13 protein-coding genes are annotated in these 17,232 nt (G+C 63.6%); 4 read left to right on the top strand and 9 right to left on the bottom strand.

The genetic code is table 11. The features are described from left to right. Positions 1-53: 53 nt before the first annotated feature. Both KIP88_RS00790 and KIP88_RS00785 read right to left on the bottom strand, forming a co-directional pair. Positions 54-1,514 carry a Spy/CpxP family protein refolding chaperone gene (locus tag KIP88_RS00790; RefSeq protein WP_249790447.1) on the bottom strand — a complete coding sequence of 487 codons (1,461 nt, stop codon included), beginning with the start codon at positions 1,512-1,514 and terminating at the stop codon, positions 54-56. Positions 1,515-1,993: 479 nt separating this feature from the next. Further along, positions 1,994-3,214, bottom strand: a complete 1,221-nt coding sequence (locus tag KIP88_RS00785; RefSeq protein ID WP_214485922.1) for a cytochrome P450 — start codon at positions 3,212-3,214, stop codon at positions 1,994-1,996. A 387-nt stretch (positions 3,215-3,601) separates the two neighbouring features. Here KIP88_RS00785 and KIP88_RS00780 point away from each other — a divergent pair, with 387 nt between their 5' ends. The 4 genes from KIP88_RS00780 (at position 3,602) to KIP88_RS00765 (ending at position 9,566) form a co-directional block, all read left to right on the top strand. Then, positions 3,602-4,288 (top strand): TetR/AcrR family transcriptional regulator, encoded by a 687-nt coding sequence (locus tag KIP88_RS00780; protein WP_214485921.1) that lies wholly within the window; start codon positions 3,602-3,604, stop codon positions 4,286-4,288. A 1-nt stretch (position 4,289) separates the two neighbouring features. Further along, positions 4,290-5,483 carry an efflux RND transporter periplasmic adaptor subunit gene (locus tag KIP88_RS00775; RefSeq protein ID WP_214485920.1) on the top strand — a complete coding sequence of 398 codons (1,194 nt, stop codon included), beginning with the start codon at positions 4,290-4,292 and terminating at the stop codon, positions 5,481-5,483. Between the two features lie 106 nt (positions 5,484-5,589). Beyond that, on the top strand, positions 5,590-8,685 hold the full coding sequence (locus KIP88_RS00770) for a MexW/MexI family multidrug efflux RND transporter permease subunit (RefSeq protein WP_214485919.1): 3,096 nt from the start codon (positions 5,590-5,592) through the stop codon (positions 8,683-8,685). A gap of 137 nt (positions 8,686-8,822) precedes the next feature. Then, positions 8,823-9,566, top strand: a complete 744-nt coding sequence (locus KIP88_RS00765; protein ID WP_214485918.1) for a hypothetical protein — start codon at positions 8,823-8,825, stop codon at positions 9,564-9,566. Positions 9,567-9,665: 99 nt separating this feature from the next. On the opposite strand, the gene KIP88_RS00760 is transcribed toward KIP88_RS00765, so the two are convergent. The 7 genes from KIP88_RS00760 to KIP88_RS00730 form a co-directional block, all read right to left on the bottom strand. Beyond that, entirely contained in the window at positions 9,666-10,700 is a 1,035-nt protein-coding gene (locus KIP88_RS00760; protein ID WP_214485917.1) for a hypothetical protein, read from the bottom strand. Between the two features lie 26 nt (positions 10,701-10,726). Beyond that, on the bottom strand, positions 10,727-11,614 hold the full coding sequence (locus KIP88_RS00755) for an ABC transporter permease (protein ID WP_214485916.1): 888 nt from the start codon (positions 11,612-11,614) through the stop codon (positions 10,727-10,729). Positions 11,615-11,617: 3 nt separating this feature from the next. Next, positions 11,618-12,559, bottom strand: coding sequence for an ABC transporter permease (locus tag KIP88_RS00750; RefSeq protein ID WP_214485915.1), 942 nt, complete (start codon positions 12,557-12,559; stop codon positions 11,618-11,620). A 163-nt stretch (positions 12,560-12,722) separates the two neighbouring features. Further along, positions 12,723-14,234 (bottom strand): ABC transporter substrate-binding protein, encoded by a 1,512-nt coding sequence (locus KIP88_RS00745; protein WP_214485914.1) that lies wholly within the window; start codon positions 14,232-14,234, stop codon positions 12,723-12,725. A gap of 23 nt (positions 14,235-14,257) precedes the next feature. Beyond that, a complete protein-coding gene (locus tag KIP88_RS00740) occupies positions 14,258-15,364 on the bottom strand; it encodes a dipeptide ABC transporter ATP-binding protein (protein ID WP_214485913.1) in 1,107 nt (368 codons plus the stop codon). 166 nt (positions 15,365-15,530) lie between these two features. Then, positions 15,531-16,520 (bottom strand): ABC transporter ATP-binding protein, encoded by a 990-nt coding sequence (locus KIP88_RS00735; RefSeq protein ID WP_214485912.1) that lies wholly within the window; start codon positions 16,518-16,520, stop codon positions 15,531-15,533. Further along, complete coding sequence (locus KIP88_RS00730) at positions 16,517-17,227, bottom strand: DUF1028 domain-containing protein (RefSeq protein WP_214485911.1); 711 nt, start codon at positions 17,225-17,227, stop codon at positions 16,517-16,519. The genes KIP88_RS00735 and KIP88_RS00730 overlap by 4 nt, the downstream gene beginning before the upstream one ends. Positions 17,228-17,232: the final 5 nt, after the last annotated feature.

Raw genomic sequence — 17,232 nt, 5'->3', positions numbered from 1 at the left:
GAAGTGCCATTGCCTCATTCGATCACCTCGTCAGCAAGAGGATCGGGATCGGGTCAAGGTTGCGGTCGGGGGCTTGCGGTCTGTTGCAGCGTATTGAAGCGCGCCTTCTGTTCGTTGCTCAGCCCGGCGTAGAACTTGTCCAATGCATCTTGCACCCAATCGGCTGCCTCGAGCATGGCCTTGAGCCGCTTCTCCATCGCGTCGAGCCGTCCGATCGGCGTAAGCGGCACGTCGTCCGGGCAGGCAGCTTGCAGCCCTGCAACCGCCTTCTTGGTCACGTCGCTCAAGCGGTCGAGCGCTTCCTTTTGCTCGCCGGCCGGCCGTACGACAGCCTCGATCCGTTCGATCGGCAGCTGGGTGAGACTGGATTTCGGATCGCCGCAGCCCTCGGCCTGAGCATTCGCCTGTTGCTGCTGCGCACGCTCGCCGATGTTCGGGCCGAGCGCGTTGAAACGCGCTTTTTGCTCGTCGTTCAGCGAATTGTAAAACTGCTCGAGTGCCGGCCGTACGACCTTCACCGCATTGAGCGTTGCGCTTACGCGGTTCGTCATTGCTCGCAAGCGGCCGGGGGGCGTCATCGCATAGGAATCGGCGCAGGATTCCTTGAACACATCGGCAGCCTTTGCCGCAGCGGTTTTCAGTTCATCGAGCAGGGCGCGCTGCTCGGGTGTCGGCCGCACGGCTCGCGTGATCTCCGCGATCGGCCAGGCGGTCACGCCCTTATCCGGATCTGCGCACAATTGCCGGAGAGTCTGTGGGCTCACGCTTGCGCGTCCGCGCGCTCGAAAATCGGTGATCGCAGCGCCGGGTTCAGGATATCGGGCGTAAGCGGAATACGGACTGTCAGTGCCCCAAAACACCGTGTCGACGAAATCGTCGTAAGCGTAGGCCCAATAGCCGGGGTCGTAGGCGGTGGGCCAGAAGGTGTAACTGAAAATGTCGGAATAGGCGTAGGGCCAGAACACCGGGCCGAGCCAGGCCACAAACGCTGCGCGGTGGCCGCGCCGCCAGGCGTGGCGAGGAGCCCAGCCGTTCTCCCGGGCCGTGAGCGCGGTTCGGGCCTGCAGGGCATCATTGCTGCGGAACTGCGCGGCAAAGCGCCCGCGTGTGGCAGCCTGCATAGCGGCAGTTCGTTCAGCCGAGGGCGGTGGTGCCAGCCGCTGCAGGCGCGCCTGATCGGTCTGCTGCATGCGCTGCTCGCGCTGGAGCAGGCGGTTCTGAGTCTGCAGCACCCGTTCCTGCGCGCGCTGCGCCCGCAGGCCGTCCGGCTTTTGCGACTGCAATTGCTGCACGCGCTGCTGCAGGCGATCGATGCGGGTCTGGCGCTCCGTGCTCTGGCGCGACAGCATGTCACGCTGCCGCTCCTGCACGATTTGCTGTCGCTGCTGGATGCGCTGCTCACGCTGCTGCGCACGCGTTTCTATCTGTTCCTTTCGCGACGGTCGCGTGCCCGCCGCGGGCGATGTGCCTGGGCTCGATGGTGCGGCGATGCGCGGCTCGGGCTGTCTCGTCATCGCCGGTCGCTGCGGCGGCGCGGCACGTTGGATCTCGGGTCGTGGCCCTGCAACGCGCGGTGCGGCTGGTCGCGGTGGCGCGGCGATCCGCGGGGCCACATGCGGGGTCATCGCCGGGCGCTGTGGCGCGGGAGCCGCACGGAACGCCGGCGCGGCAGGGCGCGCCATGGCCGGAGGTGCCGCTGGGCGGGCCATCGCGGCAGGTGGTGCTGCTGGGCGGGCCATGGCTGGCGGTGCTGCTGGCGCAGCGCCGCCCCCTGGGCGGCCTCGGTCTTGGGCGAGAGAGCCGGTGTTCACCGCGATCGCGGACACACCAAGAAAAAACACGGCAACGCGAACAGGGCGCGGAAGCATGATCTCAACTCCCTCGTGCTTCGCCGCCCGGGAGTATCAACGCGCAAGCGCAGAAATCGTTCGCCTGGCCCTACGACTTGCGTTTTCGTATGTTGCGATGCGGGCTGCTGCAATTCGTCACAGCCCTAACTGATCTCGCAAGGCACGCTTAGAAATCCGCGGAAGCGCACCCGGCCGCCACGGACCGGTTCGCCGTCGAGCGCATAATCCGGAAAGCGCGCGAGGAAACGCGAGATCGCGATTGCACCCTCGAGCCGCGCCAGCGCCATCCCGGCGCATTGATGCGCGCCGGTGCCGAAGGCCAGATGCCGGTTCGGCGTGCGACCGATATCGAAGCGTTGGGGATCGGGGAATTGCGCGGGATCGCGGTTGGCGGCGCCGATGCACAGCGTCACCGGCGTGCCCGGTGGCAACGCGATGCCACCGAGTTCGAACGGCTCGACGGTCATGCGGTTGCCGAGCTGGTTGGAGCTCTCGAACCGCAGCATTTCCTCGACCGCGGTCTTGATCAGCGAAGGATCGTCGATCAGCCGGCGTTTCTCGCCTGCATGGTTCGACAGCGCGACCAAGCCGTTGCCGATCAAATTGGTGGTGGTCTCGTGGCCAGCATTGAGCAGGAAGATGCAGTTGTGCAGCAGCTCCTTTTCGGTCAGCCGTTCGCCATTGTCTTCGCCCTGAATGAGCCGGGTCAGCACATCACGTTCGGGATTGCCGGGCTTGGCCCGCCGCCGCGCCACCAGCCCTTCGAGATAGAGAAGAAAATCCTGCACCGCCTTGTTGCCGCGGGCGAAGGCGTCTGGGCCGATCACCGGCTCCAGCGCGCCGAGGATGGCCAGTGACCAGTCGCGCAAGGGCTCGCGCTCGTCCTCGGGCACGTCGAGCAGATTGCCGATCACCTCGATCGGGATCGCGGCGGCGAAATCGTCGATTAGGTCCACCTTGCCCTTGGCGGCGATGGCGTCGAGAAGGCGGTCGATCAGCCGGACCAGATCGGGCTCCATGCCGGCGATCGCGCGCGGCGAGAGCGCGCCCATGATCAAGCGCCGGACGCGGGTGTGGGCGGGGGGATCGTTGAAGACGAGGCTCGTGGTGTGGTGCTCGTAGAGCAGGGAGGCACCATACTTCGGCGCGAACTCCTTCTTCTTGTCCGATGAGAAGGCCTTGGTGTTCTTGTAGGCTGCGACCAGATCGTCGTAGCGGGTCAGGAAATACGAGCCATTCGGCAGCCGCTTGACCGGATCGGTCTCACGCAGCGCGCGATAGGTCGGGTAGGGGTTCGCATAGAACTCCGGCGTTAGCTTTTCGAGGTCGAAGGTGGCCGCCAGTTCGCGCGCATCCAAATTCATCGCTCGTCATACTCTTTGGCAAGACGGACAAGGGGCGACCGTCCAAATTAGTCGCATATGCAACTATCTTCAATGCCGCACCCGGCGTCAACTCGGATTGAAGAGATGACGAATGACCGGTGCGCGGCAGCCACGGTACCGCAGGACCGTCAGGCCATATGGGCACGACGCCCCGGCCGGGACCCCTGGCGGCGCGTTGGAGTTGCAGGCGACCGGAATGTGCCACAGGTGGTGAGAGCAGGGTTTTCGAAAAACCGGTGTTTAAACAAAGCTGTGAGGGGTGTGTTGCCGGTGCCGCAGCATGCTAGAATTCGACGGGTGCGCTGCAATAGATCCTTGACTTGGTCAAGGTGAGTAATTACTCACACGCCCATGTCTAACCTGCGCATGACCAGTGACTTGCGGCGGCAATTGATCTTGAGCGCCGCCAAGCGGTGCTTCGCCCGCAACGGCTTTGCCGGCACCACGACCAAGAGCGTGGCGGCGGCCGCGGCCATTTCGGAAGGGCTGTTGTTCAAGCACTTCCCCTCCAAGGCCGCGCTCTATGCCGAGATACTGGCGGAGGAGTGCGAGGCCGATCCGGATTTCGCGCACCTGCTCGGCCAGGAGCCTTCAACTGCCACACTGGTTGAACTGGTCAAGGGCATGGTTGGTCACTTCATGGAAGTGTCCGACGGCTCGGACCAGGAAGAAGCGCAGCGGCTGCGGCTGATGACGACCAGCCATCTCGACGACGGCGAGTTCGCGCGTTTGCTCTACGACAAGATCGGCGGCCTGATCGGGCCAGTGTTCTCCGCGTCGATCGACAGCGCGGTTGCGGCCGGCGACGCGACGCGGATCGGCAGCGATCCGCTCAACCTGTTCTGGTTCGCCCACCACACCGTGCTGATGGCGGCGCTCTCAAGGCTTCCCGCCGTGCCCTGCCTTTCCTACGGCAACGCCGCCGATCTGGAGCGACAGCTCTCTCAATTCATCCTGCGCGGCATCGGACTTACCGAGGCCGCAATTGCTTCTCATCTGGGCTGCGAGCTGTCACCGAATCCGGGACAATCGGTAACTGCAGAAAGTGCATGACATGAATATCGTGACTGAACCCAAACTTTCGGGCAAACCGATTGCCGACAAGCCGCACAAGCGGCCGGTCCGGATGGTGCGCTGGTTCATCGTCGTGGGGACGCTATTGGCCTTGCTGGTCGGCGGCCTCGTCTGGTTCAACTATTTCCGCGGAAAAATGATCGCGCAGTTCTTCGCGAACAACAAGCCGCCGCCGACCAGCGTAAACATTGCCACGGCGAAGTCCGAAACCATTCCGAATCTCCTGACCGCAGTCGGCGATCTCGCCGCCGTGCATCAGGTCAATGTGACCTCCGACGTGAACGGCCGCATCACCGACATCCAGTTCACGGCGGGCGCCAGCGTGAAGGCGGGCACACCGCTGATTCAATTGTTTGACGGTCCCGAGCAGGGCGACCTTGCCAACTTCAAGGCTCAGCAACGCGTGGCGCAGATCTCGCTGGATCGCGCCAAGCAACTGGCGGAGCGCCAGGTCGGACCGCAGGCGACGGTGGATACCGCGCAGGCGGCGTTCGATCAGGCCAGCGCCAGCATCGCCAAGACGGAGGCCATCATCTCGCAGAAGCTGGTGCGGGCGCCGTTCGATGGGGAACTCGGCGTTCGCAGGGTCGAGGTCGGACAATATCTCACTGCAGGCACGCAGATCGTCTCGCTGACCGATCTGTCGGCGCTGTATGCCAACTTCACCGTGACGGAAAAGGATTCCGCCCAGCTCAAGGTTGGCCAGATCGTTCGCATCGCCGTCGACGCGTATCCAGGGCGAACCTTCGAAGGCAAGATCACCACCATCGAGCCGCAGATCGCGACCGACACACGCAACATCCGCGTGCAGGCGACGATCCAGAATCCGGACAAGATCCTCAAGCCCGGCATGTTCACGACCACCACAGTGGTGCTGCCGGATAAGCCACCGGTCGTCACCGTGCCCGAAACCGCGGTCGACTACACGCTCTATGGCGACTCGGTGTTCCTCCTCAGCGAGAAGAAGGAAGAGGACGGCAAGACCAGCCTCATTGTGACGCGGACCTTCGTGCAGGCCGGCAAGCGTCTCGAGGGACGTGCCGAAATCCTGAAAGGGTTGAAGGACGGCGACCGTGTCGTGTCGGTGGGGCAGCTCAAGCTGCAATCCGGATCGGCCGTGACGATCTCGACCGAGCCGACGCCACCGATTCCGGCGAAGCCGCCGCGCTACTGAGGGACGATCGCGCGGCCCGAGGGCCGCGCTGATGACAAGGCGGGCAACGGTCCTTGAGATGAGGCCGTGCCCGGAAAAATGCTGAACTCAGCGGGATAAATCTGCGATGGCCTTAACCGATATCTTCATCAAGCGTCCGATCCTCTCGGTCGTTGTCAGCTTGCTGATCCTCCTGATCGGCCTCAGGGCCGCCAGCGTATTGCCGATCCGGCAATATCCGAAGCTGTCGAACACGGTGGTCACGGTCACCACCGTCTACCCGGGCGCGTCGGCCAATTTGATCCAGGGCTTTATCACCACGCCGATCGAGCAGGCGGTCGCCTCCGCCGAGGGTGTCGACTACATCACCTCGTCCTCCGTGCAGGGCACCAGCACGATCCAGGTCTACGTCAAGCTGAATTTCGATCCGAACCAGGCGCTGACCGAAGTTCTCGCCAAGGTGAATTCGGTCAGATACCTGATCCCAAAGGAATCGAACGACCCGATCGTGGTTAAGACGACCGGTCAGACCACAGCGGTGATGTACCTCGGGTTCTCGAGCGATGAACTCTCGGGGTCCGCGATTTCGGACTATCTGACGCGCGTGGTGCAGCCGGTGCTGTCGACGGTCGACGGCGTGGCGTCGGCCGACATTCTTGGCGGCCAGACGTTTGCGATGCGGCTGTGGCTCGATCCGGTGCGGATGGCGGGGCGCGGGGTGTCGCCAAGCGATGTCTCGGCGGCGATTGCCGCCAACAACTTCCAGGCCGCGGCCGGTCAGTCCAAGGGCTACCTCATCGTCTCCAACATCACGACGAATACCGACCTGCGGAACCTCGACCAATTCAAGAAGATGATCGTCAAGTCCAAGGACGGCGGCTTCGTGCGGGTCGAGGATATCGCGACCGTCGAACTCGCCGCGCAAAGCACGGATGCGAGCGTCGCGTTCAGCGGCGAGCGCGCGATCTTCATCGGCGTGCAGTCTACCCCGCAAGGCAACCCGCTGACGCTGGTCAAGGGCGTGCGCGCGCTGTTTCCAGAGCTCGAACGCAACCTGCCGCCGTCGATGAAGATGAAGGTGGCGTATGATTCCACTAAATTCATTCAATCATCGATCGATGAGGTGAAGAACACGCTGATCGAGGCCGTTCTGATCGTCGTGGTCGTGATCTTCCTGTTCCTGGCCTCGTTCCGCTCGGTCATCATCCCTGTGGTCACGATTCCGCTGTCGCTGATCGGCGTCTGCAGCCTGATGCTGGCGCTGGGCTTCAGCTTCAACCTGCTGACGCTGCTGGCGATGGTGCTGGCGATCGGGCTGGTGGTCGACGACGCCATCGTGGTGGTGGAGAATATCCATCGCCATCTGGAGGAGGGAAAAACGCCGGTGCAGGCGTCGCTGCAGGGCGCGCGCGAAATCGTCGGCCCCGTGATCTCGATGACGATCACGCTGGCGGCCGTGTACGCGCCGATCGGTTTCCTCGGCGGCCTGACCGGTTCGCTGTTCCGCGAATTTGCCTTCACGCTCGCGGGCTCGGTGATCGTATCCGGCGTGATCGCGCTGACGCTGTCGCCGATGATGTGCTCGGTGCTATTGAAGAGCGCGGACGAGGGACGGTTCGCCAGGCTGGTCAACCGGGTGTTCGGCGCGATGACGCGCTGGTACGGCCGCCAGCTCGACCGCTCGCTCGACTATCGCCCGATCACCGGTGTGTTCGCGCTGACGATCCTCGGTCTGGTGGGCTTCCTCTATATGAACACGTCAAAGGAATTGGCGCCCGAAGAGGATCAGGGCATCGTGTTCTCGGTGACCAAGGCGCCGAAATACGCCAACATCGACTATGTCGATTTTTACGGCGACAAGCTCGACAAGGCGTTTCAGAAGTTCCCCGAGACCGATCTCCGCTTCGTCCTGAACGGTATCACCGGCCCGCAGGGCGGCATCGCCGGCATGCTGCTCAAGCCATGGGACGAGCGTGAGCGCTCCTCGATCCAGCTCAAGCCGCTGGTACAGGCCGAGCTCAGCAAGATCGAAGGTGTTCAGGCGTTTGCGTTCAACCTGCCGCCGCTTCCGGGCGGGCCGGGCGGTCTGCCGATACAGATGGTGATCAATTCGACCTCCGGCTTCCAGGCCGTCTACGACGAGATGAACAAGCTGAAGGATGCTGCACGCAAGAGCGGCCTGTTCATCGTGTCCGACAGCGACCTCGACTTCAACCAGCCGGTGGTGCGCGTCTCCATTGACCGTTCCAAGGCCAGCGATCTCGGCATCAACATGGCGCAGGTCGGCGCCACGCTGCAGACGCTCCTGGGCGGCAATTACGTCAACCGCTTCAACCTCGAGGGACGCTCCTATCAGGTGATCCCGCAGGTGCCACGCGGCATGCGGCTGTCGCCGGAATCGCTCGGTGGCTACTATGTCCCGACCAACACCGGGCAGCTGGTGCCGCTGTCGACCATCGTGTCGATCGAGACCGGCATCGATCCGAACTCGCTGACGCACTACAACCAGCTCAACTCGGCGACCTTCTCGGCGGTGCCGATGCCGGGCGTGACGGTCGGGCAGGCGGTGGATTTCCTGGAGGGCGAAGCGAAAAAGTTGCCCGCCGGCTTCGGTCACGACTATCTGGCCGATTCCCGCCAATATGTGCAGGAAGGCAACCAGCTTGCGGTCACCTTCGGCTTTGCGCTGATCATCATCTTCCTGGTGCTGGCGGCGCAGTTCGAAAGCTTGCGGGATCCGCTGGTGATCATGATCAGCGTTCCCATGGCGATCGTCGGTGCGCTGATTCCGCTGTTCTTCGGCATGGCGACCATCAACATCTATACGCAGGTTGGGTTGCTGACGCTGGTCGGCCTCATCACCAAGCACGGCATCCTGATGGTCGAGTTCGCCAACGAATTGCAGCTCAAGGAAGGCCTCGACAAGCGTTCGGCGATCGAGATGGCGGCCCGCATCCGGCTGCGTCCGATCCTGATGACGACGGCGGCTATGGTCACCGGCCTGATCCCGCTGCTGACGGCAACCGGCGCGGGCGCGGCGAGCCGCTTCTCAATCGGCCTCGTCGTGGTCTCCGGCATGTCGATCGGCACGTTGTTCACGCTGTTCGTGCTGCCCGCGGTCTATGTCTGGCTCGCTACCGACCACCAGGCCAAGGCCGACTCGCAGCGGACCAAGGAGATCGCCGATTTCGATCTCGGGAGGACGGCGCTCAAGCCGACCTGAGCCCTTCCCACAGGTGGAAAGTTACGGGCGACGGCAGCGGACACCGCTGCCGTCGCTTTTTTGCGCCGGAGCGCCATGCGGCCTCGCGACGGCTCCGGCTCTCCATGCTAGGAAAGAAGAAAAACAGGGGAGCCAACATGACGAACGACTTTCCCGCCGGCAACTACCGCTTCATTCCGGCCGTGTTTCAGTATTCCGGCGGGGTGGCTGCCAACCCCGGTCATGAGATCGAGCGGGTGCGGTTCGATAAATGGGTGCCGCTGGCCGAGGGATTTGCACAAATCGCAAAATACATTCAGGCGGCGGGCAGGCCGCTGACGTCGTTCTGTGCCTGCGAGCTGCGATCGCCGGCCGCCTTCACCGACGAGGGATTCCGCAATTTCAACCTGCACTACGTCAAGACGCTGGCGGAGTGGGGCGTCTATGACGGCAAGACCAATCCGGTGGCGCGCAGCAATGTCTGTCCGGAGATCGATCCGCCGGCCGAGCCTTCGTTCTATGCCTTCTCGTTTACGCGGCCGAGCCAGAGCACTACGCCGAGCTTCGTGATCGCGGGCAGTGGCGAGTCGCAGGAAGGCAATGCCAGCTATGCCGAACGCACGGTGCGCTACCGCGATATCAGCCCGGAGGGCATTGCGGAGAAGGTCCGTTACGTCGCGGGCGTGATGGAGCGGCGCATGGACGAATTCGGGTTCGGCTGGAAAGATGCGACTGATGTGCAGACCTACACCATCCACGATTTCCACCACGTCTTCGCCGATGCGCTGGTTCGCCGCGGCGCCGCGCGCTCGGGCCTGACCTGGCATTTCGCGCGGCCGCCGGTGATCGATCTCGAATATGAGATGGATTGCCGGAGGGTGCTGCGGGAGATTATGATCTAGCGGAACAGATCCAACCCCTCATCCTGAAGACGCGTATCCCGCGCTCCTCAGCATGACTGAGGGAGCGGCGTCGGTTGTAGCAAGCGCGTCAGCCGGCGTTCAGTCACGAACGAAAAACTTCTGCTTTGTTGTATCAAAGGTCTTGCCCGCAAGCGCTGACGGGTCCTCGGCTGTGAATACGATCTCGATACCCCGAACCGTGTCGATGACGTCGGGAGGGACCTCGGTCTTCCGGTAGGCGCCAAGGGTCCAGCCGGCGCCGCTGTTGGACCATTCCCTATCGCCGGGGCGCTTTGACCTCTGTTCCCGTGCCCAGCCTATCGCTGCGATGTGCTCGCTTCCAGATATACGACGTACATCCCGCATGAACGACTGCACCAGCGCCAGCGCAGCGTCGCTCAGACTTACCGAGCCTTGGGGCGGGGCACCTTTGCGAAAGGCTGCGTCGCGCTCGGCCGTGCGGGGCTGATCCGGGGCTGCATCCAGCATCTTCGCAAACAGGTCGGGGTAGGCGTCGAGAGCGACCTTGCCGGCGAATGAGAGTTCGGCGGCAGCATCGATTAGCGGCTGCAGCGCTTTCGTGGCGGCGCTCTCATCGACGGATCGCTCAAGCCTGTCCTCGCCGAGTTTGACGATCTCTTTCTGAAGGCGCGTTATTTCGTCGTTGAGGCGGCTGGCGGACATTCGTTCAATATCGCGCGGAGTCGCATGAAATACCTTTGGAATGGACGACCGAGGCGAGCCTCGCGCAATGTCCGGATGGGCCTGATAGATCGGGCCGATAATGCTGCCGTAAAGATCGCCGCGAATGGAGTCGGATCGCGAGCTTTCGTCGCTGGCGTCGGCAAGGAGTTGGCAGGCCTTGTGAATGTGTTGGATGACGTAGACCGCACTGCGGCGGCTGACTTGAATTGGCGCGACCCGTTTGGAGCGTTCCGTGACGGTGGTTTCCACCCGGCATGGATCGTTACCCACGAGTAGCTTGCTGTTTGGAAGGTCCAACTCGGCGGCATGGGCGAACGCAGCCGATCCCCAGATCAAGATCGACGCTATGAAGACGCGCATGACATTCCCTACGGAAACTGCAACCAGCCGGCCTCGAGGGTCGCCGCTTCGCGTAAATAAATTGTGCATCTCGAAGTTGCGATTTGACCGATGTCCTACCTCTCCCTCGGATCCAGCGCGTCGCGCAGGCCGTCGCCGACCAGGTTGAACGACAGCACCACGAGAAAGATCGCGAGCCCCGGCCAGACCGCCATCCAGGGCGCGTTGGTGAGGAAGCGCTGCGCGGCGTTCAGCATGCTGCCCCAGGACGGCGCCGGCGGCTGCTGGCCGAGACCGAGGAAAGATAGCGCGGCTTCTGCAATGATTGCGGCGGCGATCGACAGCGTCGCTTGCACCAATAGCGCCGGCATGATGTTGGGCAGGATGTGAAACAGCGCGATGCGCCAGCGCGGATTGCCCATGGCGCGCGCGGCCTCGACATAATCCTCGACCTTGACGCTCATTACCTGGCCTCGCGTGAGCCGCACGAAGATCGGCGTCGCCGATATGCCGATCGCAATCATGGCATTGCCGAGGCTCGGCCCCAGAAATGCGGCCAGCGCAATCGCGAGGATCAGGAACGGGCACGCCAGCATCGCGTCCGTGATGCGGCTGATCAGGGCGTCGATGAAGCCGCCGCGATAACCCGACAAGAGGCCGAGCGGCACGCCGATCGAAAGCGCGATCCCGACCGAGATCGCGCCGGCCAGCAGCGAAGCCCGCGCGCCGTAGATCACGCGGGCAAGAATGTCGCGGCCGAGTTCGTCGGTCCCGAACCAGTGCAGCGCGGAAGGTGGCTTGCGCACCAGCGACCAGCTTGTCGCGATCGGCTCGTAAGGCGAGATCAGCGGCGCAAACACCGCGAGCAGGACGAAGATTGCGATCACGACAAGGCCCGCCACCGCGCCCTTGCGCTTGAACAGGCGCCGCAACGCGCGCCGCGCCGGGCTCTCCAGTTCGTCGGAGACGGTAATCGGCAACGCGCTGAGCGTGGTGTCGGTCATGGCTTAAGCCCTCAGCCGCGGATTGACGAGGACATAGGCGATGTCTGCAATGAGATTGAGCGTGATGTAGATTGTCGCAGTCGTCAGCACGACGCCCTGCACGACCGCATAGTCGCGGTTGAAGACCGCATCGACGATCAGCTTGCCAAAGCCCGGAATCGAGAAAATCTGCTCGGTCAGCACCGCGCCCGACAGCAGCGTGCCCAGTTCGAGCGCGCCCAGCGTAATGATCGGCGTCAGCGCGTTGCGCATGGCGTGCTTGAGGATGACGGAGCGTTCGGAAAGGCCCTTGGCCCGGGCGGTGCGGACGTAATCGCTCTCCAGCACCTGCAGCATGGCGCTGCGGGTATGCCGCATCAGGATCGCGGCAATCGCATTGCCCAGCACGAAGGCCGGCATGATGGTGGAGGCGATGCTGGCGCGCCAGTTCTCCGTCAGCGGCACATAGCCCGATGCCGGCAGCCAGCCGAGCTTGATCGAGAACAGGAAGATCAGCATGATGCCGAGCCAGAAGTTGGGTGTCGAGATTCCCCACAGCGCGAAGAAATTCGCGCCATAATCCCAGGCCGTGCCCTTCTTGACTGCCGATACTATCCCTGCGGGGATGCCGATCAGGAAGGCGATGATGATCGCCATCGACGCCAGTTGCATCGTCACCGGAAGTTTCTGTGCGATCAATTCGCGCACCGATACCTTGTTGCGCAGCGACTCGCCGAAATCGCCCGATAACACGCCCTTGACCCAGTAGACATACTGCACCGGCACCGGCTGATCGAGCCGGTATTGCTGGCGGATCTGCGCGATGACATCAGGGTCGCGTTCCTCGCCCGCCATGACCAGCGCCGGATCGCCCGGCAGCAATTGCTGCAGCGAGAAGATCAGGATCGAGACGAAGAACAGCGTCGGGATAAGCTGCATGACACGACGTGCGAGGAAATTCAGCATCGTTCAATCGTGTCCCGGGCGCAGTGCTGCGTGCAACGCTGCGCTGCAGAACCGGGACCCATGCGAGAGGGATGGAGGGTATTCGACCAATTGGGTCCCGGCTTAGCATTGCATCGCTTACGCGCTGCAATGCATCCGGGACACGAGAACGAGAGAACGCTGCTCACTTCAGCTTCAGCCCGACGACGCGCACCAGCCCGTCCGGCATCTGCTTGTAGCCCTCGAGCCTGGTGGTGTGCGCGATCAGGATGCGGCGGTGGTAGATGTAGAGCAGCGGCTTTTCCTCCAGCACGATCTTGGCCAGTTTTTCATAGATCGCCTTGCGCTGCGCCGGATCCGTCACAAGACGTCCGTCATCGAGCGCCTTGTCGGCTTCCTTGTTGGACCAGGCGCTGTAGTTCTGTGGCGCGTCGGTCTTCTGGAAAATGTAGGAGTTACCGTCCGGATCGATCCGGCCGCTCCAGGCCAGCAGATAGGCCTGGTATTCTCCGGCTTCGGCCTGCTTCAACGACGTCGCGAACTCGGTGACCCTGAGCTTCATGTCGAAACCGGCCTCCGCCGCCATCGACTGGATCACCTGCGATGCCGCTTCGGTCTCCGCGCCTTTCGACACCATGAAGTCGATGCTGACCGGCGGGGTGACGCCGGCTTCCTTCAACAGCGCCTTGGCCTTGGCGACGTCGCGCTTCGGGATCGGAAAGGCCTTCTGATAATAGGGATGATCGGGGTTGACCCACTGGTTGCCGGGCTTGAACTCGCCGTTGGACACAACCTGGCTGATCGCGTCGCGGTCGAGCGATAGATCGAGCGCCTGCCGCACCTTGGCGGACTGGCTGAGGGGGCCCTTGGCCTTGTCCTTGCCGACGTTCAGCGTCACGCCCTGATAGCCGAGCTCGATTGCGCTGGACAGTTTCAGCTTCGAGTCCGACTGCACTTCCTTGAGATCGGTCGCGAGCAGGCGTTCGATCAGATCGAGGCCACCGGATTTCAAATTGGCGAGGCGGACCGTCGCGTCCACAAGCGGGAGATAGACGATGCGGTCGATATGGATGTTATCCTTGTTCCAGTAATCGGCGAATTTCTCGAACACCATGCGGTCCTGCTGCACGCGTTCGACGAATTTATAGGGACCGGCGCAAACCGGTCGCAGTCCGAACTTGTCGCCGGCCTCCTTTGCCGCCTTGGGCGACACCATCATCCCGGCGCGATCGGTGAGCTGCGCGACCAGCGGCGAGTAGGGGGCCTTCAGTGTCAGCTTGATGGTAAGGGGATCGACGACATCGATACGATCGACGGCCGCCAGCTCCGGCTTCCGGAACGAGCCCGGGAATGTCAGGTGCCGCTCCAGCGAAAACTTTGCAGCCTCCGCAGTGAAGGCCTCGCCGTCGTGAAACTTGACGCCCGGCCGGAGCTTGATGGTGACTTCCTTGCCGTCGGCCGACGTCTCGTGGCTCAGTGCGAGCTGCGGGACGATGTTGAGCTTTTCGTCGATGTCGAACAACTTGTCGCAGAACGATGCGAAAACGATGCGGCCCACATAAGTGCGCGCCATGGTCGGGTCGAGGATATCAGGATCCTCGGCGAGCCCGATCCGCAGCGTGGTCTGGGCTTGAACGGTTGCCCCGAGCGACAGCAGCAGCGCCGCCGCGGTGACTGCCAAACGAATGATTTTCATTGCTGCCATCCCCTTATTCACGATTACGCTGTTGGCCGTGTCCCGGATATATCAACCCCGGCGCGGCCTGCACCTTCCGTGCCACCGCTGAAGGCGGCGACCAATTTTTCCAGCACCGGCGAAAAGCCGCCGTCGGCGGGAACGATATTTTCGGCCGCCGGCAATTCCGCGGTGCGATGACAGGCGGTGGCGTGTCCCGTGCCGTCGGCGAGCAGCGGCGGAATTTCAGTGCGGCAGCGCGCGATGACATAGGGGCAGCGGGTATGGAAGCGGCAGCCGGAGGGCGGGTTGAGCGCGCTCGGCATCTCGCCCTCCAGCACGATGCGGCTGCGTTTGGCCTGCGGCTTGGGCACCGGAATGGCCGACAGCAGCGCGCGGCTATAGGGATGCCGAGGTGCGGCAAACAGCGCGTCGGCGGCCGCGATCTCGACGATGCCGCCGAGATTCATCACGGCGACGCGGTCAGCGATGTGTTTTACGACCGCGAGATCGTGGCTGACGAAGATGTAGGCGAGGCCGAGCCGGTCCTGCAGGTCGCGCAGCAAATTGAGGATCTGCGAACGGATCGAGACGTCGAGCGCCGATACCGGCTCGTCGCAGATGATCAGTTTTGGCTCCACGGCGAGCGCCCGCGCAATCGCGATGCGCTGGCGCTGGCCGCCGGAAAACTCATGCGGATAGCGGCGGGCAAAGCGCGGCTCCAGCCCGACCAGCCGCAGCAGCTCCTCGACCCGCTCGCGTCGGCGCGCGGTCGGCACCAGATCGTGCAGCGCCAGCGGTTCGGTGAGGATCTGGTTGACGGTCATGCGCGGGTTCAAGGACGCGTAGGGGTCCTGGAAAATGATCTGCGCATCGCGGCGGAAGGCACGCAACGCGTTCGCGTTCAATGCGCCGAGGTCGCGGCCTTCGAAGCGCACGGTTCCGGCATCCGGCTCGATCAGCCGCAGCACCAGCCGGCTGACGGTGGATTTGCCGCAGCCGGATTCACCGACCAGCGCCAGCGTCTTGCCAGCCTCGACTGTGAAGTCGACGCCGTCGACCGCTTTGACATAGGCGGTGGGTGTTCCGAACACCGAACGCGCGGCGACGAAATGCTTCACGAGGCCTTCGACTTCGAGAAGCGCGGTCATCGCTGAAGCCTCTCGTGTCCCGGGCGCTGCGCGGCGCGAAGCGACGCGCTGCAGAACCGGGACCCATCGCGCGCTGGAACGACGGTGGGCCCCGGTTCAGCAGTGCACCACCGCGCTTCGCTTGTGCTGCGCTGCGCCCGGGGCACGAGAGCCGAAAATGAGGCGGTCATGATACCAGCCGCTCCAGCGGTGCACGGATGCAGCGTGAGGCGTGGCCCGTGCTCACGATGGCCAGCGGCGGCGGCGCGGCGACACAGTTCTCCATGACAAACGGACAGCGCGCGGCAAAGCGGCAGCCGGCGGGCGGGTTTGCCATGTTCGGCACCATGCCCTCGATGGTCGCCAGATGTGCGGCGCGGCGGCCGAGCCGCGGGATCGAGCCGAGCAGGCCGACGGTGTAGGGATGCTGCGGGTTGGCAAAGAGTTCATCGACCGGCGCGCGCTCGACGATCTCACCGGCATACATCACTGCGACCTCGTCGCAGACTTCGGCGACCACGCCGAGATCGTGGGTGATCAGGATGATCGCCGCACCACTGGCGGCCTTCAGCTCGCGCATCAGATCGAGAATTTGCGCCTGTAGGGTAACGTCGAGCGCCGTGGTCGGCTCGTCCGCGATGAGAAGCCGCGGGTCGCAGGCCAGCGCCATCGCGATCATCACGCGCTGGCGCATGCCGCCGGAGAGCTTGTGCGGATATTCGTCGATACGTTTCTCGGGCGAGGGGATGTGCACGCGCCGCAACAATTCGATCGCGCGCTCGCGCGCCTGCCGGCGCGAGCCGCCGCGATGGCGCAGGATCGTCTCGATGATCTGGTCGCCGATGGTAAAACTCGGATTGAGCGAGGTCATCGGCTCCTGGAAGATCATCGCGAGCCGATTGCCGCGCAGGTCGCGCAGGGTTTCGTCAGGCACATCCAGCAGGTCGAAGCCGTCGAAGCGGATCGAGCCGGAGACCTCGGCGGAATGCTTTGACAACAGCCCCATGATGGCGAGCGAGGTCACGCTCTTGCCGCAGCCGGATTCACCGACGAGGCCGAGCGTCGCGCCATTGGCGACGCTGAGATCGACGCTGTCGACCGCATGCGTGGTGCGGCCGTCGTCGCCGTGGAAGACGACGCGCAGGCCCTCGATTTCGATCAGCGGGCTCGCGGTCATGCCTTGCCCGTCGTCGCGGCTTCAATCGTCGCATCGATGACCGCGCGATCGGTGATCCCGGCCGGGTTCTTCCGCGTCGGCAGGAACGGGCGGAAATGCACCCAGCGCTCGCAGCTCACCTGTTCCAGCCGCTCGAGTTCGGCGAGTGGATCGACATGGTCGTCGACGCGCAGGTCGAGATCCGACCATTCCTCCTCGCCCTGGATCACAAGCGCGGCCGATTGCTTGCCGCGCTTGTCACCGCCGGCGGCTTCGCCGGCCTTCATGGCCGCAATCAGCCGCTGCGCAAAGGGCAGAGTAGCGTTGGCGATGTAAGCCTTCGCAGTATCGTCGAGCACGGCGGCGCCGGCCAGCATATTGCCGGCGAGGGAGAAGCCGTCGCCCTGGATATGTCCGCACCAGTCGACGCATTCGGTGCCGGTATGCGTGGCGATCCGGCCCTTGATATCCATGACATGAAGTTGTCGAGCCTCGCGGCCGCCGTCGGCCGCAATCAGCGTGTCCACCACTTCGCGCGGCTCGCGTCCCTCGCGCAACAGCTTCACGCCGTCGATGCCATAATAGGGATTGACCAGCGCCTGTGTCGCGATGCCGCCGATGCCGGGGGCGATATGCGGCACGCGCGCGCCGACCGCGAAAAACCTGGTCGCGACCGCAATGCCGATTTGGCCGGTGAGGGGATCGCGGGCGATGATCGACCAGGTCATCTTGT

This window comes from Bradyrhizobium sp. SRL28, from assembly GCF_018596315.1.
Lineage (GTDB): Bacteria > Pseudomonadota > Alphaproteobacteria > Rhizobiales > Xanthobacteraceae > Bradyrhizobium.
Note: the sequence above shows the minus strand (reverse complement) of the source record. Positions and strands in the feature narration are given on the sequence as shown.